At 59.0% G+C, this 20,809-nt stretch carries 24 protein-coding genes, 1 tRNA gene and 1 pseudogene; 9 read left to right on the top strand and 17 right to left on the bottom strand.

Going from position 1 to position 20,809, the window contains the following annotated elements:
* Positions 1–3 precede the first annotated feature (3 nt).
* From DYL61_RS06095 to sctU, 9 genes are read left to right on the top strand one after another with little or no spacing between them, the layout of a single operon-like run.
* Positions 4–888 carry an FHA domain-containing protein gene (locus DYL61_RS06095; protein WP_135307655.1) on the top strand — a complete coding sequence of 295 codons (885 nt, stop codon included), beginning with the start codon at positions 4–6 and terminating at the stop codon, positions 886–888.
* Positions 885–2,243, top strand: coding sequence for a FliI/YscN family ATPase (locus DYL61_RS06090; protein ID WP_135307613.1), 1,359 nt, complete (start codon positions 885–887; stop codon positions 2,241–2,243). Before DYL61_RS06095 ends, DYL61_RS06090 begins: the two co-directional genes overlap by 4 nt.
* Positions 2,230–2,643: a type III secretion protein gene (locus tag DYL61_RS06085; RefSeq protein WP_135307612.1), complete on the top strand. Its 414-nt coding sequence runs from the start codon at positions 2,230–2,232 to the stop codon at positions 2,641–2,643. Before DYL61_RS06090 ends, DYL61_RS06085 begins: the two co-directional genes overlap by 14 nt.
* Positions 2,640–3,092, top strand: a complete 453-nt coding sequence (locus DYL61_RS06080) for a type III secretion system HrpP C-terminal domain-containing protein (RefSeq protein WP_135307611.1) — start codon at positions 2,640–2,642, stop codon at positions 3,090–3,092. The genes DYL61_RS06085 and DYL61_RS06080 overlap by 4 nt, the downstream gene beginning before the upstream one ends.
* Positions 3,089–4,120 carry a FliM/FliN family flagellar motor switch protein gene (locus tag DYL61_RS06075; RefSeq protein WP_135307610.1) on the top strand — a complete coding sequence of 344 codons (1,032 nt, stop codon included), beginning with the start codon at positions 3,089–3,091 and terminating at the stop codon, positions 4,118–4,120. The genes DYL61_RS06080 and DYL61_RS06075 overlap by 4 nt, the downstream gene beginning before the upstream one ends.
* On the top strand, positions 4,117–4,770 hold the full coding sequence (gene sctR, locus DYL61_RS06070; RefSeq protein WP_135307609.1) for a type III secretion system export apparatus subunit SctR: 654 nt from the start codon (positions 4,117–4,119) through the stop codon (positions 4,768–4,770). Before DYL61_RS06075 ends, sctR begins: the two co-directional genes overlap by 4 nt.
* A gap of 7 nt (positions 4,771–4,777) precedes the next feature.
* Positions 4,778–5,041 carry a type III secretion system export apparatus subunit SctS gene (gene sctS / locus DYL61_RS06065; RefSeq protein WP_105697491.1) on the top strand — a complete coding sequence of 88 codons (264 nt, stop codon included), beginning with the start codon at positions 4,778–4,780 and terminating at the stop codon, positions 5,039–5,041.
* A 10-nt stretch (positions 5,042–5,051) separates the two neighbouring features.
* Positions 5,052–5,840 (top strand): type III secretion system export apparatus subunit SctT, encoded by a 789-nt coding sequence (gene sctT / locus DYL61_RS06060; RefSeq protein WP_135307608.1) that lies wholly within the window; start codon positions 5,052–5,054, stop codon positions 5,838–5,840.
* Entirely contained in the window at positions 5,837–6,934 is a 1,098-nt protein-coding gene (gene sctU, locus DYL61_RS06055; protein WP_135307607.1) for a type III secretion system export apparatus subunit SctU, read from the top strand. The genes sctT and sctU overlap by 4 nt, the downstream gene beginning before the upstream one ends.
* Positions 6,935–6,977: 43 nt before the next feature.
* On the opposite strand, the pseudogene hrpT reads toward sctU, so the two are convergent.
* The 17 genes and pseudogenes from hrpT to DYL61_RS05975 all read right to left on the bottom strand — a co-directional run bounded on the left by hrpT (position 6,978) and on the right by DYL61_RS05975 (position 20,729).
* Positions 6,978–7,178: pseudogene (gene hrpT, locus DYL61_RS31535) on the bottom strand (HrpT family type III secretion system protein).
* Positions 7,175–9,307: a type III secretion system outer membrane ring subunit SctC gene (gene sctC / locus DYL61_RS06045; protein ID WP_135307606.1), complete on the bottom strand. Its 2,133-nt coding sequence runs from the start codon at positions 9,305–9,307 to the stop codon at positions 7,175–7,177. Before sctC ends, hrpT begins: the two are co-directional and overlap by 4 nt.
* Before the next feature lie 80 nt (positions 9,308–9,387).
* On the bottom strand, positions 9,388–9,624 hold the full coding sequence (locus tag DYL61_RS06040) for a hypothetical protein (RefSeq protein WP_135307605.1): 237 nt from the start codon (positions 9,622–9,624) through the stop codon (positions 9,388–9,390).
* A gap of 72 nt (positions 9,625–9,696) precedes the next feature.
* A complete protein-coding gene (gene sctL / locus DYL61_RS06035; protein ID WP_135307604.1) occupies positions 9,697–10,275 on the bottom strand; it encodes a type III secretion system stator protein SctL in 579 nt (192 codons plus the stop codon).
* Positions 10,276–10,285: 10 nt separating this feature from the next.
* On the bottom strand, positions 10,286–10,834 hold the full coding sequence (locus tag DYL61_RS31530; protein ID WP_135307603.1) for a type III secretion protein: 549 nt from the start codon (positions 10,832–10,834) through the stop codon (positions 10,286–10,288).
* Positions 10,827–11,612, bottom strand: coding sequence for a type III secretion system inner membrane ring lipoprotein SctJ (gene sctJ, locus DYL61_RS06025; RefSeq protein WP_135307602.1), 786 nt, complete (start codon positions 11,610–11,612; stop codon positions 10,827–10,829). The genes DYL61_RS31530 and sctJ overlap by 8 nt, the downstream gene beginning before the upstream one ends.
* A gap of 4 nt (positions 11,613–11,616) precedes the next feature.
* Positions 11,617–11,982 (bottom strand): hypothetical protein, encoded by a 366-nt coding sequence (locus DYL61_RS06020; protein WP_135307601.1) that lies wholly within the window; start codon positions 11,980–11,982, stop codon positions 11,617–11,619.
* A gap of 85 nt (positions 11,983–12,067) precedes the next feature.
* Positions 12,068–12,238 (bottom strand): hypothetical protein, encoded by a 171-nt coding sequence (locus tag DYL61_RS31255; protein WP_167497940.1) that lies wholly within the window; start codon positions 12,236–12,238, stop codon positions 12,068–12,070.
* 353 nt (positions 12,239–12,591) lie between these two features.
* Positions 12,592–13,509, bottom strand: a complete 918-nt coding sequence (locus tag DYL61_RS06015) for a sigma 54-interacting transcriptional regulator (protein ID WP_135307600.1) — start codon at positions 13,507–13,509, stop codon at positions 12,592–12,594.
* 312 nt (positions 13,510–13,821) lie between these two features.
* Positions 13,822–14,922, bottom strand: coding sequence for a redox-regulated ATPase YchF (gene ychF, locus DYL61_RS06010; RefSeq protein WP_135307599.1), 1,101 nt, complete (start codon positions 14,920–14,922; stop codon positions 13,822–13,824).
* Positions 14,923–14,943: 21 nt separating this feature from the next.
* Entirely contained in the window at positions 14,944–15,528 is a 585-nt protein-coding gene (gene pth, locus DYL61_RS06005) for an aminoacyl-tRNA hydrolase (RefSeq protein WP_010213318.1), read from the bottom strand.
* A gap of 167 nt (positions 15,529–15,695) precedes the next feature.
* On the bottom strand, positions 15,696–16,292 hold the full coding sequence (locus DYL61_RS06000; RefSeq protein WP_135307598.1) for a 50S ribosomal protein L25/general stress protein Ctc: 597 nt from the start codon (positions 16,290–16,292) through the stop codon (positions 15,696–15,698).
* Between the two features lie 137 nt (positions 16,293–16,429).
* On the bottom strand, positions 16,430–17,371 hold the full coding sequence (locus DYL61_RS05995) for a ribose-phosphate pyrophosphokinase (protein ID WP_003171603.1): 942 nt from the start codon (positions 17,369–17,371) through the stop codon (positions 16,430–16,432).
* Positions 17,372–17,417: 46 nt separating this feature from the next.
* A tRNA-Gln gene (locus DYL61_RS05990) sits at positions 17,418–17,492 on the bottom strand.
* 37 nt (positions 17,493–17,529) lie between these two features.
* Positions 17,530–18,381 (bottom strand): 4-(cytidine 5'-diphospho)-2-C-methyl-D-erythritol kinase, encoded by an 852-nt coding sequence (ispE, locus tag DYL61_RS05985; RefSeq protein WP_135307597.1) that lies wholly within the window; start codon positions 18,379–18,381, stop codon positions 17,530–17,532.
* A gap of 1 nt (position 18,382) precedes the next feature.
* The gene (gene lolB / locus DYL61_RS05980) at positions 18,383–19,000 is read right to left on the bottom strand and encodes a lipoprotein insertase outer membrane protein LolB (RefSeq protein ID WP_105697477.1); all 618 of its coding nucleotides are present in this window, start codon (positions 18,998–19,000) and stop codon (positions 18,383–18,385) included.
* 4 nt (positions 19,001–19,004) lie between these two features.
* Positions 19,005–20,729 (bottom strand): tetratricopeptide repeat protein, encoded by a 1,725-nt coding sequence (locus DYL61_RS05975; protein WP_135307596.1) that lies wholly within the window; start codon positions 20,727–20,729, stop codon positions 19,005–19,007.
* Positions 20,730–20,809: the final 80 nt, after the last annotated feature.

Here is a 20,809-nt window from a genome sequence, read left to right as displayed (position 1 = left end):
CTGATGTTTGAGCTGCGTGTGCTCAATGGTTCGCAGCAGGGCGCTGCCTTACCGTTGTTTGGCGAGCAATGGTGCGTCGGTGCAAGCCCGGACGCGGATCTGGTGCTCAACGATACGGCGATAGCCGCCCGCCACATTGGGTTGCGCCGGATGGGTGAGCGCTGGTGCGTGCAGGCCGAGGAAGGGTTGATACAGGACTACTCCGGGCAGAGGGTGGCACAGATTGCCGACCTGGCAGCGGATGTACCGTTTTCCATCAGCGGCATTCGATTGTGCGTGTCGCTCACCGACCAACCATGGCCGAGTGAACCTGCCCCGCAGAAACCCCACGACGCGTCGCCGGCCTTGCCGCTGAGTACGATGGCGCCGTCGACCCAAAAACGTTTGATGTGCGGGCTGTTGGTGGTGGCTGTGCTGATCACGGTGGTGGGCATGATGAACACCGATGAGCGTCAGCCCCAAGCGTCACTGATGCAGGCTTCTTCGTCAAAAACCGATCTGGCCACGGCCCCGCAAGTACGCCAGCAGTTACTCAAGATGCTTAACGAGCGCGACTTGGCGCAGCGGGTCACCTTGCAGGTGGTCAACGGGCAGATTTCACTCAATGGCGATGTTTCCCAGGAGCAAATGGCATTGCTGTCGCGCATGCTCGCCCGTTTTGCCGAGCAGTTCGACAGTGCGGTGCCGGTTATGAGTCGGGTGCGTGAGACCAGCAACCAACCGCCGTTCAAGATCACCCAGATCGTTGGCGGCCCGAATGGGCACGTCGTCCTGGAAGGCGGGCAGCGCTTGTTTCTGGGGGACGAGGTAGACGGTTTGCGCCTCGTTTCCATCGACAACGGTCGGCTGGTTTTCGACGGCCAGCAGCGTTACGAGGTGCGTTGGTGACCGACGATCTACAGGCCCGCCTCGACGCCTGGCAACTGCGCCAAGCCGGGCATCTGGCGAGTTTTTCGCCAGTGGCGGTGCGGGGGCGTATCCAGCGGGTCAACGGCATGTTGTTGCAATGCCGATTGCCCCAGGCGCGCATCGGCGACCTGTGCAAGGTGGATAAAACCGGCGGTGACAGCATGCTCGCCGAGATCATCGGTTTCGACCACCAGGATGCGGTGCTCAGTGCATTGGGTAACCTCGAAGGGGTGCAGGTCGGTGCGAGCGTGCAGCGCTTGGGTGTGCCCCATCGCGTGCGGGTGGGTGATGATTTGCTGGGCCAGGTGCTTGATGGTTTCGGGCGGCCGATTGCGGGGCAGGGCCCCGGTGCGTTTGTCGAGGGCGACACGCCGGACGCGACCACCGTACTGTGTGAAGCACCGCTGCCCACTGAGCGCCCGCGCATCAGCCAGGCCCTGGCCACTGGCGTGCGTTCGATCGATGGCTTGCTGACGTTGGGCGAAGGCCAGCGCGTCGGGCTGTTTGCCGGTGCCGGTTGCGGCAAGACCACGCTGTTGGCCGAGATCGCCCGTAACGTTGCCTGTGATGTGATCGTGTTTGGCTTGATTGGCGAACGCGGGCGGGAGCTGCGCGAGTTTCTTGATCATGAACTGGACGACACGTTGCGCGCCAAGGCGGTGCTGGTGTGTGCCACCTCTGATCGGTCCAGCATGGAGCGGGCACGTGCCGCGTTTACCGCCACGGCACTCGCCGAAGGCTTCCGTCGCAAGGGCCAGCGGGTGCTGCTGTTGATCGATTCGCTGACCCGTTTTGCGCGGGCGCAACGTGAAATCGGCCTGGCAGCGGGGGAGCCGTTGGGCCGGGGCGGTTTGCCGCCGTCGGTCTACAGCTTGTTGCCACGGTTGGTGGAGCGCGCCGGCTTGACCCAAGAGGGCGTGATCACGGCGATCTACACCGTACTGATCGAGCAGGACTCCATGAGTGATCCGGTGGCCGATGAAGTTCGCTCATTGTTGGATGGCCATATCGTGCTGTCGCGCAAGCTCGCCGAACGCGGGCACTACCCGGCAGTGGACGTGCTGGCCAGCCTCTCGCGAATCCTGGGCAATGTGGCCGAGCCCGCGCACATACAGGCGGGCACCGCGCTACGGCGGCTGTTGTCGGCGTACCAGCAGATAGAACTGATGCTTAAGCTGGGGGAATACCAGGCCGGCAACGACGCGCTCACCGACCGTGCGGTGGAGAGCCGGCAGGCCGTCGACGGTTTCCTGCGCCAGGACTTGCGCGAGCCCTCACCCATGACCTCCACCCTTGAGCAACTGACGGAGCTGACGGCCTATGTCCCTTTCTGAACTGGAGACCCTACGGGGTCTGCGCAGGCACCGTGCCGATCGCGCCGAGCGCACGTTGCGCGAGGCGAAGCGCCAGCAGCAAACGTTGGTGAAGCACATCGAGCATGCGCAGGGCGCACTGGTGCAGAGACGCCAACAGCAGGCCGAACAAAGCGCGCAGTTATTGAGCGAACACCAGGGGCAGGTCATGACGTTACAGACGCTCCAATCCTGGACTGCCAAGGAACATCGGCTGTGCGCCGATACCCGCAGTGAGGAGGACCGTTTACTCACCCTGCATGAGCAAAAAGACGCCCAGTTGATCGATGTACTAAACGCACAAAAGCAGGTCAGCCAATGCCTGCGCCAAGTCGAAAAGCTGCAGGAGCTTTCGACCCTGCTGGCCCAGGAGCTGCCATGACCCAGGTTTCGTCCAGCAAGCCCGAACGCCCGCGCCCAGCCCGTGACGAGCGCGAGTCGACGCCCGGTGCAGTGTTGCCATGGGAGCCGGGGCGGTTCTTTTCGCAATTGTTTGGCCACGAGGGCGGCGGGGAGGAGCGCGGCAGTTCCTTGAGGGCGCCCATGACGCGTAGTGACCAGGCGCAGGTCGAGGCCTTTGCCGAGCAACTGGTGTCGCGCCTGAATACCACCACCCAATGGCCGCTGCAGGCTGCGTTTTTCTTGCCGCGCCTGGGGCGGGTCGACGTCAGTGTTCGGCATGAGCGAGGCGCCTGGCACGTGGAGCTGGATCCCGAGGACGCGCATGCACGGGTGTGGCTGGGTCACGTACGCCAACGCTGTCAGGATCGCCTGAGCGCCGATCTGCGGCAGCCCGTTTACCTGTCGTTGACGGCCTCAAACGACTCATGATGATTTCACCGCTGACATTACCGGCTGTCGACAGCGCTACCGCAGCCGCCGTGCGTCGGTTAGGGCGTGGCTTGCGCCTGTCGTTCGAGGCTGCTGGACAGCACGGCGAGTTAATCCTGGAGCCAGGTGATGCGCCCATTGGGCAGCCCGCCGTAGGCTTCGAAACCGCCTGTGGCGTGTTGGCGTTCGGTGAGCCGGGCCCCGTTCTGAGCTTGCTCGGTGAATGCCCTGTGACATTAGCCGCACAAGGTAATGACCCGGACGCGTGGTTCTGGGCGTTCTTCCAGCATCAGCTCAGCCCGCAAGTGCAGTCGCTGCTGGGGTTCCTGCGCTTGCAGCCGAGCGTGCCGCCGGCCGCATTCTGCTGTCGACTCACGGTGACATTGGGCGCGTCACGGGTCGTCGACCGCCTGGAGATGGCACCGGATGCCTTCCTTGCTTTATGTGCTGCCGGTCCCTGGCAAGCGCTGGCGCAGCCGCTTCCTGGGTTGTTTCCGCTCTCGGTGTCGCTGCTGCTTGGGCGCTCGCAATTACCTGTCGGGCAGGTGAGCAACCTGCGGCCGGGGGACGTGCTGATGTTGAACCCCGCGCTATTCAATCCCCGCGGCGAAGGCCATGTATGCCTGGGGCTCTATCGCCTGCACGGGCGCTTGGCCGATGACAGTGGGCCGTTGCGCTTTACTCTTTTTTCTATCGAGGATTTAGGTGTGGATGAAGTGTTAGCTAATCAGGGCCAGGGCTACGACTGGGGCGAGTCTTCCCCTGAGGGGAGTCCGGCAGCGGTCGATGTGCTCGGGCATGAGCCGTTCGACGAATTGCAGATGAACTTGAGCGTGCGCTGCGGCACGCTGCAGTTGTCCCTGGGGGAGTTGCGCCAGCTGGCGCCTGGTGCGGTGGTGGGCGTGTCCGGATACGCGCCGGGCATGGCGGGCCTGTATTACTGTGAACGCCCCATCGGTCAGGGCAAGCTGGTGGATGTGGATGGGCGGCTGGGCTTGCAGTTGTCCCGTGTGATTTTTACGCGATGAGTTTCCAGGGGATCGATCCCTTCCTGTTGGCGTTGTTTCTCGGCGCCGTGTCGTTGATGCCGATGTTGCTGATCGTGTGCACGGCGTTCCTGAAAATCGTGATTGTGCTGATGATTACGCGCAATGCCCTGGGTGTGCAGCAGGTGCCGCCGAGCATGGCGATCAACGGCATTGCCCTGGCGGCCACACTGTTCATCATGGCGCCGGTCGGCTATGAAATCGCGCAGGCGGTCAAGGTAACCCCGGTGGACATGAGCAGCGTGCAGGCTTTCCAGGACACCAGCACCCACGCGATCCAGCCGCTGCGCACGTTCATGAAGCGCAATACCGACCCTGACATCCTCACGCACCTGGTGGAAAACAGCGTGCGCATGTGGCCGGCGGAACTGGCCGAGTCCACCCATCGCGACGACCTGGTCCTGCTGATACCGGCCTACGTGTTGTCGCAGTTGCAGTCAGGGTTCGAGATCGGGTTCCTGATCTACATCCCGTTTATCGTCATCGATTTGATCGTGTCCAACCTGTTGCTGGCGCTGGGGATGCAAATGGTCTCGCCCATGACCATTTCACTGCCCCTCAAGTTGCTGCTGTTTGTGTTGGTCTCCGGGTGGTCGCGGTTGCTCGACAGCCTGTTTCTGTCCTACCTCTGAGGCGCTTATGGACCCGATCATCCTGTTCAAACAGGGCATGCTGCTGGTGGTAGTGCTGTCGGCGCCGCCGCTGATCGTGGCGGTGATTGTCGGTGTGTTGACCTCGCTGGTGCAGGCCTTGATGCAGATCCAGGACCAGACCCTGCCGTTCGGTATCAAGCTGGTGGCGGTGGGCGTCACGCTGGTGATGACAGGCCGCTGGATTGGTGTGGAGCTGATCCAGCTGATCAACCTGACCTTCGACATGATCGCCCGCTCGGCACTCTCCTGAGGCAACACCTATGCAGGTTTATCTTGAGTATCTGCCCAGCCTGGTGATTGGCATGGCGCGTATCTATCCCTGTGCGATTCTGGTGCCGGCGTTTTGTTTCCAGCATATTCGCGGTATGCCCCGACACGTCATCGTGATGGTCATGGCATTGATTCCGACACCGGCCATTCATGCCGCCCTACAGGGCCAGGAATATTCGGCAGTGATGATCGCCGGGCTGGTGTTGAAGGAAACCGCCCTGGGTGTGCTGCTCGGCGTGTTGTTGTCCATGCCGTTCTGGTTGTTCGAGTCGGTGGGGGCGCTACTGGACAACCAGCGCGGCGCGCTGACGGGGGGGCAGATCAACCCGTCCCTCGGACCGGATGCCACCCCCATCGGCCATATGTTCAAGCAGTTGGCGATTTTCCTGTTGATGGTGACCCTGGGCTTGGGCGTGCTCACCCAAGTCATCTGGGACAGCTACCTGATCTGGCCTGCCACCATCTGGGTGCCCCTGCCGTCGGCCGATGGCTTCGCCGTGTTTCTGGGACTGATGGGCGATACCTTCACCCATATGATGCTGTACGCGGCACCCTTTATTGCCGTGTTGCTATTGCTGGAATTCGGCGTGGCGCTGCTGAGTCTGTACAGCCCACAGTTGCAAGTGTCGTCGTTGGCGATGCCGGTCAAGTGCCTGGCCGGCGTGGCGTTTTTGCTGCTGTATTTGCCGTTGCTGCAAGACCTGATTGTCGGCCGCATGAGCTTGCTGGGTGATCTCAAGCCTGCCCTTGGCCTGATGTTCCGGGGGGCTGGCGCGTGAGTGATTCCGGGGAGAAAAAACACGCGGCCACCCCCAAGAAACTGCGTGACCAGCGCAAGAAGGGCCAGGTCGCACAAAGCCAGGATGTCGGCAAGTTGCTGGTGCTGACCGCCTTGAGCGAGATTGCGCTGTTCACCGCCGAGCCCAGCATGCAACGGTTCCAACAATTGATGGTGCTGCCCATGCGTCGCATGGACCAACCCTTCGTGCGCGCGTTGGAGGAGGTGCTGCTGGAGGGCCTGTGGGTGTTTTTCTCGTTTGCCTTGTTGATGGCTGGCGTGGCAATTGCGGTGAAACTGATCAGCAGCTGGCTGCAGTTCGGCATGCTGGTCGCCCCGCACACGTTAAAACCCGATTTCAATCGGCTCAACCCGCTCAATCAAGCCAAGCAGATGTTTTCCGGCCAGTCGGTAATGAACCTGTTGATGGGATTGACCAAGGCTGTGCTGCTGGGGCTGATTCTGTACGTAGTGATCGGCCCGGCATTGGGCGCGCTGATCAGCCTGGCCAGCAGTGACCTGCCGAGTTATGTCCAAGCCTTGATTGTGTTGTTTCGACACTTGCTGCACGTATGCCTGGGCTTGCTGCTGGTGATGGCGCTGATCGACCTGGCGCTGCAAAAATACTTTTTTGCCAAGCGCATGCGCATGACCCAGGTGGAGGTGGTCAAGGAGTACAAGGAGATGGAGGGCGATCCTCACGTCAAGGGCCAGCGTCGCCAGTTGGCTTATGAGTTGGCGAACGAGGAGCCGAAGGTCAAGCTGCCGAAGCTGGAAGAGTCCGACATGCTGGTGGTCAACCCGACTCACTTTGCAGTCGCCTTGTACTACCGTCCCGGTGAAACGCCGCTGCCGCTGTTGGTCGAAAAAGGCACCGACGCCGAGGCTCGGAAATTGATTGACCGGGCCAAGGCGGCGGACATTCCGGTGATTCAATGCGTGTGGTTGGCGCGCACGCTCTATAAGCGAAAGCGCGGCGCGAATATTCCGCGTGAGACGTTGCAGGCGGTGGCGTTCATCTATCGCACCTTGCGTGAACTGGATGAGGATGCCAAGCGCGAAACCCTGGAACTGCCTGAATTGGATCAGCGCTGATCTGACAGCAACAGGTGAGTGGCTGGGCCACCCACCTTGAAGGTTATCTCTCCAGTGAAATTGTCTGATGGTCTGAACGCTCACCGGAGGGGCCGGGCTGCGTACGCATGTGTTCCGGCCACCAAATCACCATCTTGTCGGCACTCGATTATGGGCGCGAGCAGGAGTCGCCCCGGCAGGTGGGGGTGCAGCCGGCCACAACCAGCAGGCTTATCAGGGTGAGGCTCGAGAGTAGGCGGGTCATTCTGGTTTTTTCCCGGTTGGTGCGATCAAGGAGGGGCGCGAGACGCCGATGTGTTCGTCTTTCACCACCGGGCGCATGGCGATAAGCACTTCGGCTTCTTCACCCGGCTTGAGCCAGGCGCGTGGCCAGGCAGTCACCGCCAGTGTCTGGGAGTTACTGCACTCTTTCTCATCGATGCGCACATGGCGGTCATACTGGTTGCGCAGTACCACGACGGCGACATTGAACTGCGGCCCGGTGTACCACTGGCTGCGCTCGGTATTGAGTGCGAGCAGGTCGCGGGTTGAACACAAGGTATCGAGACCCACGGGCATCGGTGCCGTCTTGAAGGCCGTAGGGACTTGCCCGCTGACCAGGGTGGCCAGCGCGTGGATCAGGTCGTTGCGCTTGACCTCGGGGGCGTGCGGGGCCACGCGTCGCGCCAGGGGTTTGAGGGCTGCCTGCAGTTCTGCCTGATCGGCCTGGGGGACGTAGCGTGAAGGGTCGGCCTGGTCGCCGATAACGCGAGGGGTGAGGATAAACAGGCGCTCGCGCCGATTGTTTTTGCGCTCGGTTGATGAAAACAGCGCCTTCCCAAGCAAAGGAATATCGCCAAGAAGGGGGATCTTGTTGAGGGTGTCCGCATTTTCCGTGACATGAAACCCGCCTACGACCAGCGAACGCTTTTCTGCCATCACCGCTTGCGTGCTGACCGCGCCCTTGCGCACATCGGGCCCGGTGCGGTTGGGATTGGACTCATCGAAATTTCCGTCTTCGATATCAATCGCCAGATGAATTTGATGGCTGCCCCGTGATGTGATCACCCGGGGTATCACCTGGAAGCTGGTGCCGACGGTGATCGGCAAAATAGTCGCGACCTCAGTGCCGGCCGTGAGGTATTGCGTGCGATTGAAGTCAATCACTGCGGGCTGGTTTTCCAGGGTCAGTACCGTTGGGTTCGATACCAATGTCGCCAGGCCACGTCGCTCCAGCGCCTGTACATCGGCAAAAAAACCGTCGCGGTTGGCGATGGATAATTGCGAGGACGTGCCCGGTGAAATGTTATTCACCCCGCCCCGTAAGTTACCGTTCTGAAAGCCCCAGTTGACCCCGAATTCGCGCAGTTGAGTGCGCTCGATATCAAGAATGATCGCGTCGATTTCCACCAGCTTGCGCGCCACATCAAGTTGGGTAATGAGGTCGCGATACATGATGTGGCGTTCTGGCAGGTCATAGATCATCACCGCGTTGTTACGCACATCGGCTTCAACCCGAATTCGACTGGTCGACGTCGGTGCGCGCGGTGTCAGGGACATGCTGTTGTTGGCGAGAGCCTGGGGCGGCGAGGCAAGCATCTGGCCCAGCAGCGGGTTGCCAAGCCGGGGTTGGGCCAGGGGCGAAACCACTGCTGCGCCGGAAGACGGGGCCTGGGTGGCCTGTGCGGTTGCAGAGCGAGGCTCAAGCAGCCCGCGCAGCATGCTGGCCACTCCGGGGATAACCATCTTTTCACCGCGGTAATCGATTTGGCGGTCGGCTGCGTTGGCAAATTTCAGGGGGTAAGTCAGCACACTCTGTTTTTCGTCGGCGGAGCGACGCTTACTGCTGAACTGCTTGATCTGTTCGATGTAACGCTTGGGGCCGGAGACCAGGACTACACCATCCTCAGGTAATTCGCCCCAACCGAAGCGGCTGTCGAGCAACCCGATATCAGTGAGCGCCTGCTTGAGGTCGGCCACGGTTTCACTCGACACTTCCAGGCGTGCAGATTCCTGCTGGTCCAGGGCGCTGATGTAGAGCGTGTTGTTGTACAGGTACCACTGAAATCGATGTTCCATACCCAGTCGGTCGAGCAGCGACTGCGGCGTGTTTGCGCGGATTTTTCCGTTGACGTTGCCCTCGAGCAGGCCCTCGACCTGCAATTGCGTACCGAATGTCTGGGCGAAATCCTCGAGCACGTCCCTCAGGGGTTTGTGCTCTGCCTCGTAGGCGTAGGCGGTGTTTTTCCATTCGGCGGGGATAGCCGCCAAGCTGTGTTGCAGCGGTAACAGCAGCAGGGGCAGGGCGATCAGGCAAGGCCAGTGAGCGCGTTTTACAACAGCAGCAGGCGTGCATGAGCGCAAGCCTTTGTGCTTGTGGGTCTTGTTATACATGGCAGGTTCTCTGTTTCAGTGCAGTCGCTTACGGGCAGAGGGCCTGGAAGCCTGGTAAATCACGTGAGCGGGGGCAGTCGCTAGGCACTGTTAGTGAGCGCGAATTTCAAGGTTTCTTGCAGGTAGGTTTGATAGGACGAGCTCAGCGCCATATCGGAAACGAGGCTGGATTTTGTTTCGATCATCTGTTGAAAGAGCATTGCTCTCTCTTCGCTGTCCTCAGCATCGCGGGCAGCGGTACTGATCTCATCGAAATGTTTTTCGGCAGAGGCCATTTGCCGGTAAAGCCTTGGTAGTAGACGGTCATCACCAATCACGGGGTTTCTCCAGTAGGTTGCTACCTCGTGTGTGGCTGCGTATGTGTAACAGGTTCCATCGTAAACGCGCGCTCATCGACCATCAGGGAGTATCAGGTGCTCCAGCGCACTGGCCCAATTGATATGAAAACCACCGTCTTCTGTTTCGAGCATCAACGATTGGGCGGTGCAGTCGTGATCGACCTTGAGTTTCCAGGGCACATCGCGCAGACGTGCGAGGCATTGCTCGATGGGCTCGCGGTCCAGTGGATGGCAGCGCAAGGTCGCCTCGATTGGGGGCATCTGGGCGTCCAGCAGTTTGTTGAGCAGTACCGTCAGACGTTGGGCAGGAGGCGTCTCATCAAGGAAATTGCGCAGGGCTGTGTTGATCACTGCCGTGGCGACCTGTTCCAACTGGTCATGCATCGCCTGGCGCTCAGACTCCCAGCGCTGCAATTGGGTATTGGCCTGTTGCCAGAATTGATGACCGACCTTTTCCAGCATGCGCTCGCACTGGGATTCGGCTTGGCGTATGAGCGCCTGTGCGTGGGCTTGGGCCTGTTCGAGCAACTGCTGGGCGTGGGTGTAGTCGGCGAGCATTTCCCTGGGAATCAGGTCTACTGGAACGTCAGTGGTCACCGCACACAGCTCTATTTTCTGGGTGCAAAACATGGTGGGAGTCTCACGAATACGGCGGTAAGGATTCATTGAAGGTGGTTGACGTCGCGCGCCAGAGCGCGGCTTGCCACACCGTGTCCGAGCGGCCATGGGAAGAGGACAACCGGGGGTGCTTTTCCAGTTCAAGTACCCGGTGGTACGCAAAACTCAAGCGCAATCGCTGCCAGACGGCGGGGGGAACCCAAGCGCGCAGGCAATGCAGTGGGTCTTCAACGCTCACTGGGATCGGGTCGGGTGACAATGCCTTGGTCAGGCGTTGACACCAGAGGCGATGTTCCTCATTTAACGGGCTATCAGGGCTGGGGTTGCCGATCTCTTTGACCAATTGAAGAACGAGGTCTCGTTGCCAGGCGCGGGCCAGTACCAACTGCAACACCGGTACGCAAGGATGGGGAGGGAGCTGTGGCTCGATCCCGAAGAGGTGGCTCACCTGGTGATGATGGCTGCGTGAAAGCGCTGCGGTTTCTGCGAAACCCTTGTGCGTGTGCCAGTCATGGTGGGCGTTTTGCCACGGGCAAGCCCACCATCTTACCCACGCAAGATCCTTACTCATGGTTGAGTGCGGTCGCAGTGCCTGCCGGGTGAGTGTCCGTGCCCCGGCGGCGCCAGAATAGCCAGCCGGTAGCGCCTAGTACCAGAGCGACCAGAGGCAGCATGGAACTGGCGCGCCAGAACCCCAGGTCTTGCTCCGGCACCAGGAAGGGGCCGAAAAAGCTAAGCTGTTGTTGCTCCTGGTAGGCAGTGGCCGGGACGAAAACGACGGTCAGTTTTTGTGTGTTTTCCAGGGCCGAAGCCATGCCGGGGATGCTGCTGGCGACCATTCTGCGCACACGGGGTTGAATGTTGTCAGGGTCCAGCCGCGGGTCATGCTTGATGAACACCGATGCAGATGCCGGCTGCACAGGCTCGCCGGGTGCCACCCGCTCAGGCAGCACCACATGCACGCGTGCAACGATCACCCCATCGATATTCGACAAGGTGGCCTCCAGTTCCTGGGACAGCGCGTAGATGTAACGTGCGCGTTCTTCCAGTGGTGTGGAGATCACCCCTTCCTTGCGGAAGATATCGCCCAAGGTAGAGCGGGCCACTTTGGGCAGGCCGACGGCTTCCAGTGTACGCACCGCTCGGCTGATGTCATTGGCCCGCACGCGAACAACCACGCCGTCTTTGGCCGGAATTTTCTGGGCGCGGATCTGCTTGTCTGCCAGCTCGGCAATCACTTCGTTGGCTTCCTGCTCCGAGAGTTGGCGATGCAGTTCCACGCTTTCGCCGCAGCCGGTCAGCATCAACGGCGATAAGAGAAATAAGGCGATGCAGAGATAGCGGTACATACGGCTATCCCATGGTGGCGATTTTATCGACGCCTTTGACCAGCAAGCCGACAACCTTGACCTGGGCGACTACGCCAAGGTTCGCCGCTGCAAGGGCCTCTGGTAGCGCATGCGCTTCTTTGGTCTGCTTGTTCGACAGGGTGTCCCGTATTCCTCTTTGCACGCGCTTGGCTGCCGCAGTCGATTCAGTTGCACTCAGGGAAAACAGATTCGCGGCCGTGGAGGTAGCACCTTCGCTGAGGGGCTGTCGGCTGGCGCTCAGTTGCGCATTGAAGAAGTTGATATCCGATGCTCCGTTGAGTGCATCCGGCGTTTCGGCCTGAGTAGAGTGAGGCCCGTTTCCCGGGAGCCCCGTGTGGGTAATGTACAAATGAAACTCCTTTGACGATGTCGGCTGCAGTGGGCGATGGCGCCACGACCTCCTCGACCCGATCAGACGAGGAGGCCGGTTTTGCTTAAGCGAACCGTAAAGACTTCACGCGTCCCGCTTTTGCTGTCGTGAGTTCTTGCTCAGCAGTCTTTGCTGCCTCTTCGACAACTTTCCTTTCTTTGTTGGCGTTGATTTGGTCCAGTTGTGCCTGGGCACCGGCGCTCAGGCCAGCGCCGCCAGAAGGTATAGAGGACATAGGGTCACCTTTGTGTGCAGTTTAATTGAGGTGCTGATGGCGCTTGTTCAACACCAGCAGCGATCGAGCAAACTTTAGTTTGTTCATGTTCTGCGTGGTGATTGGTGTGAGTAGCGTTCCAGATCGATAAAAAACATTTATATGAAGATGTTTCTTGATGATCGATACGTTTATGGGGGCATATCTATCGAGCCTGGTCTTATTGCCCTGTTATTGCGTTTGATTGATTGGGATGAAGAAACTTTGGCTTAAAGCCATGACCTTGCCCGTCGTAGGTTGAGCTTGGATGGCGTGAAAGCAGCAAGGCATAAAACACTCAGTAAGGTCTTTCCAGGCACGCGTTCCCTATTACGTCATTCCAGCGATATTTCCAGTTGTTTCATTCGGTAGTAGAGGGTGCGCCTGGCGACCCCCAGTTCCGCGGCAGCGCTATCAACACTGTGCTCATGGCGTAGCAGTGACTCTTCAATCAATGCTTTTTCGATTTGTTGCAGGCGCGTCTTTAAGCTTGTTTCCGTGTGTGGCACGTGGCTCAAGGGCAGCGGGCTCAAGCCCAATACAAAACGTTTGGCGGCTGAGCGCAGCTCGCGGACATTACCCTGCCAGCGGTGGCAGATCAGTTGCTGCAACAACGTACCGGCAGGCGTCAGCACCAGGCATTTAAAGGCGTCGGACTCTTGCCTGATCATGTCGAGGAACAAGGGAATGATGCGTTCACGGCGCTCGCGCAGAGGCGGAAGGTGGATGCTGACGACGTTGAGACGAAAATACAGATCCCGCCGGAACGCCCCTCGCTCCACCATGTCATGCAAGGATTGCTGGGCGGAGGCAATGACGCGCATATCCACCCGGATAAACCGCGTCGAGCCCAGGCGCTCAACCCCTCGGCACTCCAGCACTCGCAACAGTTTGGCTTGCAGTGGCAGGGACATACTGTCGATTTCGTCGAGGTACAAGGTACCCAGGTTGGCAGCTTCTACAAAGCCAGCCCGCGACTGCATCGCGCCGGTATAGGCGCCGCTGTTCACACCGAAGAGTTGGCTTTCTGCGAGGGTTTCCGGGATGGCGGCACAGTTGACCGCCACAAAGTTTCCTTTGCGCCCGGACAGATAATGTATACGTTGTGCCAGGGTGTCCTTGCCCGTTCCGGTTTCACCGAGTAACAGAACGTCAATATTCAATGCGGCAGTGTTATTGACGGTGGTTTCGATGGCTGGGCAGTCGATGAAGGGGTTGTCGATAATAGGTCTATTTTGATCAAGGGCCGACATACTGCTATTGCTCCAACACGGTTACAACTTCATGAGGGTGGTGAAGTTAGCGCAAGTAAACCGGAAACTAACACCGTTGTCACCGTGTTTGCAGGTAGGGATGATCGCTGATAAGTCTGGCTGGGCGTATTTCGTCAAGCGCAAGGCTAAGTGTGTTGTGGTTGCACTTGTAGTATGTAGGTTAATTCTTGATTGTAGAGTGAATCGGTTGAGTGTTTATTATGTTTAGTTGAGTGTTTGCCGAGCGAGGCGCAAATGGCGCCCATAAAAAAGCCGATGCAGTGCATCGGCTTATTGAATCGTCAGTGAGACTTACACGTTGAAGCGGAAGTGCATGACATCACCATCTTTAACGATGTAGTCCTTGCCTTCCAGGCGCCATTTACCGGCTTCCTTGGCACCGGCTTCACCCTTGTATTGGATGAAGTCGTTGTAGGCGATCACTTCGGCGCGGATGAAGCCTTTTTCGAAGTCGGTGTGGATAACACCGGCAGCCTGTGGCGCGGTGGCGCCGACCTTGACGGTCCATGCACGAACTTCTTCGACACCGGCGGTGAAGTAGGTCTGCAGGTTGAGCATGTCGTAACCGGCGCGAATCACGCGGTTCAGGCCTGGTTCTTCCAGGCCCAGGGCCTCGAGGAACATGTCTTTTTCTTCGCCGTCATCCAGCTCGGCGATTTCCGCTTCGATTTTGTTGCACACCGGAACCACGATGGCGCCTTCTTCGTCGGCAATGGCCTTGACCACGTCGAGCAGCGGGTTGTTCTCGAAACCGTCTTCGGCCACGTTGGCGATGTACATCACAGGCTTGGTGGTCAGCAGGTGGAAGCCCTTGATCACTGCTTTCTCGTCAGCGCCCATGTTCTTCATCAGGCTGCGTGCCGGCTTGCCTTCGGTGAAGTGTGCGATCAATTGCTCCAGCAGGCCTTTCTGGACCACTGCATCCTTGTCGCCGCCCTTGGCGTTGCGCGCGACTTTCTGCAGTTGTTTCTCGCAGCTGTCGAGGTCGGCGAAGATCAGTTCCAGGTCGATGATCTCGATGTCGCGTTTAGGGTCGACGCTGTTGGAGACGTGAATCACGTTCTCGTCTTCAAAGCAGCGGACCACGTGGGCGATAGCATCGGTCTCACGGATGTTGGCCAGGAACTTGTTGCCCAGGCCTTCACCTTTCGACGCGCCAGCTACCAGGCCTGCGATGTCGACGAACTCCATGGTGGTCGGCAGGATGCGCTTTGGATTGACGATGGCCGCCAGGGCGTCCAGGCGTGGGTCCGGCATCGGCACGATACCGCTGTTGGGTTCGATGGTGCAGAAGGGGAAGTTCTCCGCCGCAATACCGGACTTGGTCAGGGCGTTGAACAGGGTGGATTTGCCGACGTTGGGCAGGCCGACGATGCCGCAATTGAATCCCATGGTGTTTCCCCTCGGTAAGAGTCAGGCCTTCTGGCTGTGCAGGTTTTTCATCGCGCGGTTCCATTCACCGGCGAAGATATCCGGCAGCACGCCGAGGGCAAAGTCGATGCTGGCATCGAGTTTTTCCTGTTCGGCGCGTGGCGCACGACCCAGGACGAAATTTGAAACCATACTGGCAACGCCTGGGTGGCCAATGCCGAGCCGCAGACGGTAGAAATTATTCTGATTACCCAACTGCGCGATGATGTCGCGCAGGCCATTGTGCCCGCCGTGCCCGCCGCCGAGCTTGAGCTTGGCAACGCCGGGTGGCAGGTCCAGTTCGTCATGGGCCACCAGGATTTCTTCGGGCTTGATCCGGAAGAACCCCGCAAGCGCCGCGACAGCCTGGCCGCTGCGGTTCATGTAGGTGGTGGGAATCAGTAGACGAACATCCTGACCCTGGTGCGAGAAGCGCCCGGTCAGGCCAAAATACTTGCGATCGGCCACTAGGTTCACACCTTGCGCGTGGGCGATGCGCTCAACAAAAAGGGCCCCCGCGTTATGCCGGGTCTGTTCGTATTCGGCGCCTGGATTTCCCAGGCCAACGATCAGTTTAATGGCAGTCACGACAGGGGCCCTTCCTTTGGAGTTGTGGATAACATCGCGACACCTGAGTGCGGCGAAAGTGGACGACAGTACATCATTTACTCAAGAGTAAACGCCGCGTTATCGCCCGCTTTCTCGCTACGTTCCGGTCCGCGATGTTTCCTCAAGCTCCGGCCATACAGAGTGAATTACTCTGCAGCGCCTTCTTCAGCTTCTGGAGCAACGCGTGGAGCGTGTACGTTTGCAACAGCTTTGTCATCGTTGTGAGCCAGTGCAACGAACTCAACGCCTTTAGGGGCCTTGAGGTCGGACAGGTGAACGATTGCGCCGATTTCCAGAGCCGACAGGTCGACTTCGATGAACTCAGGCAGGTCTTTCGGCAGGCAAGTTACTTCGACTTCGTTCAGAACGTGCGAAATTTCGCCGCCTTTCTTGATCGGAGCTTCTTCACCAACGAAGTGCACAGGCACGGTAGCGGTCAGTTTCTGGCCAGCTACAACGCGAATGAAGTCAGCGTGCATGATGAATTGCTTGGACGGGTGACGCTGCATCGCTTTAACGATGACGTTTTGCTTCTTGCCGTCAACGTTCAGTTCGATCACGTGGCTGTAGGCAGCTTCGTTTTCGAACAGTTTGGCGATTTCCTTGGCCACGATGGTCAGGGATTCAGCGGCTTTGTCACCACCGTATACAACGGCAGGGATGTTGGCGGCGTGACGCAGGCGGCGGCTCGCACCTTTCCCCAGGTCAGTACGCGCTTGGGCGTTCAGGATAAAATCAGTCATTTTGTATCTCCAAAATAGCCATCATCGAGCGGCGTTTGCGACCAGCGCCAAACTCGACATGGGCAAAAAAGCCCCGCCCCAACAACATGTCGGGGCGGGGCGCTTTTCGTCAGTGGGATAGTCCGAAGGTTTGACCCTTAACGGAACATCGCGCTGATCGATTCTTCATTGCTGATGCGGCGGACCGCTTCGGCAACTACCGGTGCGATATCCAGTTGGCGGATACGCGCACAGGCTTGAGCGGCAGCGGACAACGGGATGGTGTTGGTCACCACCAGTTCGTCCAGCACAGAGTTCTCGATGTTCTCGATCGCTCGGCCCGACAGCACAGGGTGTGTGCAGTAGGCGAAGACTTTTGCTGCACCGTGCTCTTTCAAGGCTTTCGCCGCGTGGCACAGGGTGCCGGCGGTGTCGACCATGTCATCAACCAGAATACAGGTACGCCCTTCGACATCACCGATGATATGCATCACTTCAGAGTGATTGGCTTTTTCACGGCGTTTGTCGATGATCCCGAGGTCCACGCCCAAGGATTTGGCAACAGCCCGTGCACGCACGACGCCACCAATGTCCGGGGACACGATCATCAGGTTTTCAAAGCGCTGGTCTTCGATGTCATCCACCAATACAGGGGAGCCGTAGATGTTATCTACCGGGATATCGAAGAACCCCTGGATTTGGTCAGCGTGCAGGTCAACCGTGAGAACACGGTCGATGCCTACCACGGTCAGCATGTCAGCAACGACTTTCGCGCTGATAGCTACACGTGCGGAACGCGGGCGGCGATCCTGACGGGCATAACCAAAGTAAGGGATTACAGCTGTGATTCGAGTCGCTGAGGAGCGGCGGAAGGCATCAGCCATCACGACGAGTTCCATCAGGTTATCGTTGGTCGGAGCGCAAGTCGGCTGAATAATGAAGACGTCTTTACCGCGGACGTTTTCATTGATCTCGGCAGTAATTTCGCCGTCGGAGAATTTACCGACAGAGATGTCACCGAGAGGGATATGCAGCTGACGTACGACACGTCGAGCCAGATCGGGGTTAGCATTCCCCGTAAAGACCATCATCTTGGACACGCGCAGTACCTAGAGGCTGAGGGTAACCTGGATGAGTATTAGAAAATGGCAGGGGCGGCTGGATTCGAACCAACGCATGGCAGGATCAAAACCTGCTGCCTTACCGCTTGGCGACGCCCCTGTATCTGTTGCAACGAGTGCCTAACACTCGGTTCCTTTTAGAGCAGACTTTGCAGCTTGCGATGCAACATCGAAACGTTGCTTCCCTTTGCTACAAACCCTGTAAGGGTCTCTGTAAGAAGGGCCGAGACTTTATCAGCTTCAGCTTTGCTTGGGAAGCCCCCAAACACACAACTTCCAGTTCCGGTTAATTTTGCTTCGGTAAATTTACCTAACAAATTCAAAGCGTTACGTACCTCTGGATAACGCCTTGCTACAACCGGTAAGCAGTCATTTCGACTGTTTCCCTTGGGAACGGGGCGCACTTTAATGGGAGAAGAGTTACGTGTCAACAACGGATCTGAAAAAATTTCTGCTGTACTTACAGATACTTGCGGCACAAGCACGACATACCACGGCTCTTCGGGGTATTCCGGGGTGAGTTTCTCCCCCACACCCTCAGCAAATGCGGCGTGCCCATGCACGAAAACCGGCACGTCCGCCCCCAGGGAAAGGCCCAGCGCCGCGAGGCGATCAGGGTCCCAACCCAGTTGCCACAAGTGATTCAGGCCCAGCAATGTGGTCGCGGCATTCGAGCTACCACCACCGATGCCGCCGCCCATGGGCAGAATTTTATCGATCCAGATGTCGATGCCGAGCGAACTGCCGGATTGCGCCTGTAGTTTTCTCGCTGCCTTCACGATCAGATTACTGTCGTGGGGCACGCCTTCGAATTCGGTGTGCAGCTTGATCACGCCATCGTCGCGAATGGCGAAGGTCATCTCATCGCCGTAATCGAGAAACTGAAACAGCGTCTGCAGTTCGTGATAACCGTCTTCACGGCGACCGAGAATGTGCAGCATCAAATTGAGTTTCGCGGGGGAGGGTAGCGTCAAGCGTTCTACAGTCACGTTATTGCCCCAGCTTGCGTGGTTGCCAGTCCTTGATCACCAGGGTGACGTCAAGGTCGGTGCCATGCAGTTTGATGCGTTCGGGCAGCCAATAGCCGCTTTGCTCGACGTAGCTCAAATACTCGACCTGCCAGCCATCCTGTTCGAGGGTGGCCAGGCGGCTGTCGCCGTTGAGGCTCAGGCGGCTCTTACTATCTGGAGCTGGCAAACCGCGCACCCACCAGACGAGATGGGACACTGGCAACTTCCAGCCAATCTGTTCTTCCAGCAGCGCTTCGGGCGAGGTCGCCTCGTAGCGCCCCTGGTTGGCCACTTCAAGGCTGACCTGGCCCGGGCGGCCAGTCAGGCGTGCCGCGCCACGCCCCAGCGGGCCCGACAGGCGAATGTCGTAGTAGTCCTGGCGTTGCAGCCAGAACAAGGTGCCGCTGCCGGAGTCTTTCGGCGCCCGCACCCCGACTTTGCCGTCGATCTGCCAGCCATCGATACTGCTGAGCTGGTCCTTGTGCTGTTTCCATTGCGCCGGGTTGCCCTGGCCTTCAACGGATTCACGGCTGCCAATGCCCGCGCAACCGGCGAGCAGAGCGATCAAACTGAATACGACAACGTGGCGCAAGAACATAAGCTTAAAGGGTCTCGGATCCGGTCAGGCGCTTGATGGTGCCGCGCAGGATGGGGCTTTCGGGTTGTTCCTTGAGGAACTTTTCCCAGATTTGACGCGCTTCGCGCTGTTTGCCATTGGCCCACAGCACTTCACCCAGGTGGGCGGCGACTTCCTGGTCGGGGAAGCGTTCCAGGGCTTGGCGCAGCAGGCGTTCGGCTTCGTCCAGGTTGCCCAGGCGGTAATTCACCCAGCCCAGGCTGTCGAGGACGGCCGGGTCTTCCGGGTTGAGCGCGTGGGCCTGTTCGATCAACACCTTGGCTTCGGCATAACGCGTAGTGCGGTCCGACAGGGTGTAACCCAAGGCATTCAGCGCCATGGCGTTGTCCGGGTCGCGCTTGATGATCAGGCGCAGGTCTTTTTCCATCTGTGTCAGGTCATTGCGCTTTTCTGCCTGCATGGCGCGGGTGTACAGCAGGTTCAAATCATCGGGGAATTGCAGCAAGGCTTGTTGCAGCAGTTTCCAGGCGCGCTCGCCCTGGTTGTTGGCCGACAACGTCTCGGCCTGGATCAGGTAGAGCTGGATCGCGTAATCCGGTTCGGCATCGCGAGCCGCCGCCAGGCGTTTTTCCGCCTCGTCGGTGCGGCCATTGCTCATCAGGATGTCGGCCTGACGCAACTGGGCGGGCAGGTAATCGTTGCCGGGACCGACCTGGGCGTATTCAAGCAAAGCCGCTTGCGGGTCGTTGCGCTCCTCGGCAATACGGCCGAGGTTCAGGTGCGCCGAATCCACATGGCTGTCGCGCTCGATCAACTCTTCCAGGTAACCCTTGGCCTCGTCCCAGGCCTTGGCTTCCAGGCACACCAGCGCCAGGGAGTAACGCAGTTCGTCGTCGTCCGGGTATTGCTGGACCAGGTTGGCGAACTGCACTTTGGCGTCCTCCATGCGGTCCTGCTCGACCAGGGTGCGCGCGTAGGTCAGGCGCAGGCGCTTGTCGTCCGGGTACTTCTTGATGCTTTTTTCCAGCAGTGGAATCGCTTCCTTGCCGCGATTAAGGTTCTGCAACAGCCGCGCGCGCAGCAGGATCGGCGCGATCTCGCCTTCTTCCGGCGGGTTTTGTTCCAGCAGCTTGAGTGCGGCGTCAGCTTCATCGTCTTGTTGCAGCAGCAGCGCCTTGCCGAAAATCAGCTGGCTGTTGTTTGGATGCTTTTGCAGCAGGCGGTCGAAACTCTTCATCAAGCCATTGCGCGTGTCCTGGTCGGTGTCGGCGGCCGACAGCGCAAGGAAGTCGAAATGGGTGTCGCCCTTGCCTTGCAGGACTTTCTCCATATAAAGCATGGAGTCGTCATAGCGCCCGGCGCGGGCCAATTGAATGGCGGCTGCCCGTTGCGCTTCCAGATCGTCCGGGGCGTTTTTCGCCCAGATCAACGAGGTGTCCAGCGCCGCTTGGTCAGCCCCCAGGTATTCGGCGATGCGGAATGCGCGCTCCGAAATCCCCGGATCCTGTGTGTTGATGGCCTGGGTCACGTAGTTATCCAGGGCAATATCGAAACGATTGCGCTGGCCGGCCAGCTCCGCGCTCAGCAGGCTGAACACCGTTTCTTCACCAAACGAGGAATAAACCTTGGGCTTTTCAGGGGCGGGGGTGTTGTCTTCTACCGGCGGCGTACCGTCCGGCGACACGGGGGCCAAAGCCTGGCAGCCGCTGAGGAAGACAAAAGCAAGGAGCAACGCGGAAGATCTATTCATATAGGAAAAGGACGACTAACCTGCGGTCGGATCATCATGACACAAGCCTTCGGCCAAACATAACCGGGGCACCCGTATTG

It is taken from the genome of Pseudomonas nabeulensis, assembly GCF_004682045.1.
In the GTDB taxonomy this organism is placed as follows: Bacteria; Pseudomonadota; Gammaproteobacteria; order Pseudomonadales; family Pseudomonadaceae; genus Aquipseudomonas; species Aquipseudomonas nabeulensis.
Note: the sequence above shows the minus strand (reverse complement) of the source record. Positions and strands in the feature narration are given on the sequence as shown.

Excerpts from the sequence above, each read along its gene's own strand:
- DYL61_RS06095 (WP_135307655.1), top strand. The coding sequence starts at position 4 with ATGTTTGAGCTGCGTGTGCTCAATGGTTCGCAGCAGGGCGCTGCCTTA.
- DYL61_RS06085 (WP_135307612.1), top strand. The coding sequence starts at position 2,230 with ATGTCCCTTTCTGAACTGGAGACCCTACGGGGTCTGCGCAGGCACCGT.
- DYL61_RS06080 (WP_135307611.1), top strand. The coding sequence starts at position 2,640 with ATGACCCAGGTTTCGTCCAGCAAGCCCGAACGCCCGCGCCCAGCCCGT.
- DYL61_RS06075 (WP_135307610.1), top strand. The coding sequence starts at position 3,089 with ATGATGATTTCACCGCTGACATTACCGGCTGTCGACAGCGCTACCGCA.
- sctR (WP_135307609.1), top strand. The coding sequence starts at position 4,117 with ATGAGTTTCCAGGGGATCGATCCCTTCCTGTTGGCGTTGTTTCTCGGC.
- sctS (WP_105697491.1), top strand. The coding sequence starts at position 4,778 with ATGGACCCGATCATCCTGTTCAAACAGGGCATGCTGCTGGTGGTAGTG.
- sctT (WP_135307608.1), top strand. The coding sequence starts at position 5,052 with ATGCAGGTTTATCTTGAGTATCTGCCCAGCCTGGTGATTGGCATGGCG.
- sctC (WP_135307606.1), bottom strand. The coding sequence starts at position 9,307 with ATGTATAACAAGACCCACAAGCACAAAGGCTTGCGCTCATGCACGCCT.
- sctL (WP_135307604.1), bottom strand. The coding sequence starts at position 10,275 with ATGTTTTGCACCCAGAAAATAGAGCTGTGTGCGGTGACCACTGACGTT.
- DYL61_RS31530 (WP_135307603.1), bottom strand. The coding sequence starts at position 10,834 with ATGAGTAAGGATCTTGCGTGGGTAAGATGGTGGGCTTGCCCGTGGCAA.
- sctJ (WP_135307602.1), bottom strand. The coding sequence starts at position 11,612 with ATGTACCGCTATCTCTGCATCGCCTTATTTCTCTTATCGCCGTTGATG.
- DYL61_RS31255 (WP_167497940.1), bottom strand. The coding sequence starts at position 12,238 with ATGTCCTCTATACCTTCTGGCGGCGCTGGCCTGAGCGCCGGTGCCCAG.
- DYL61_RS06015 (WP_135307600.1), bottom strand. The coding sequence starts at position 13,509 with ATGTCGGCCCTTGATCAAAATAGACCTATTATCGACAACCCCTTCATC.
- ychF (WP_135307599.1), bottom strand. The coding sequence starts at position 14,922 with ATGGGATTCAATTGCGGCATCGTCGGCCTGCCCAACGTCGGCAAATCC.
- DYL61_RS06000 (WP_135307598.1), bottom strand. The coding sequence starts at position 16,292 with ATGACTGATTTTATCCTGAACGCCCAAGCGCGTACTGACCTGGGGAAA.
- lolB (WP_105697477.1), bottom strand. The coding sequence starts at position 19,000 with ATGTTCTTGCGCCACGTTGTCGTATTCAGTTTGATCGCTCTGCTCGCC.
- DYL61_RS05975 (WP_135307596.1), bottom strand. The coding sequence starts at position 20,729 with ATGAATAGATCTTCCGCGTTGCTCCTTGCTTTTGTCTTCCTCAGCGGC.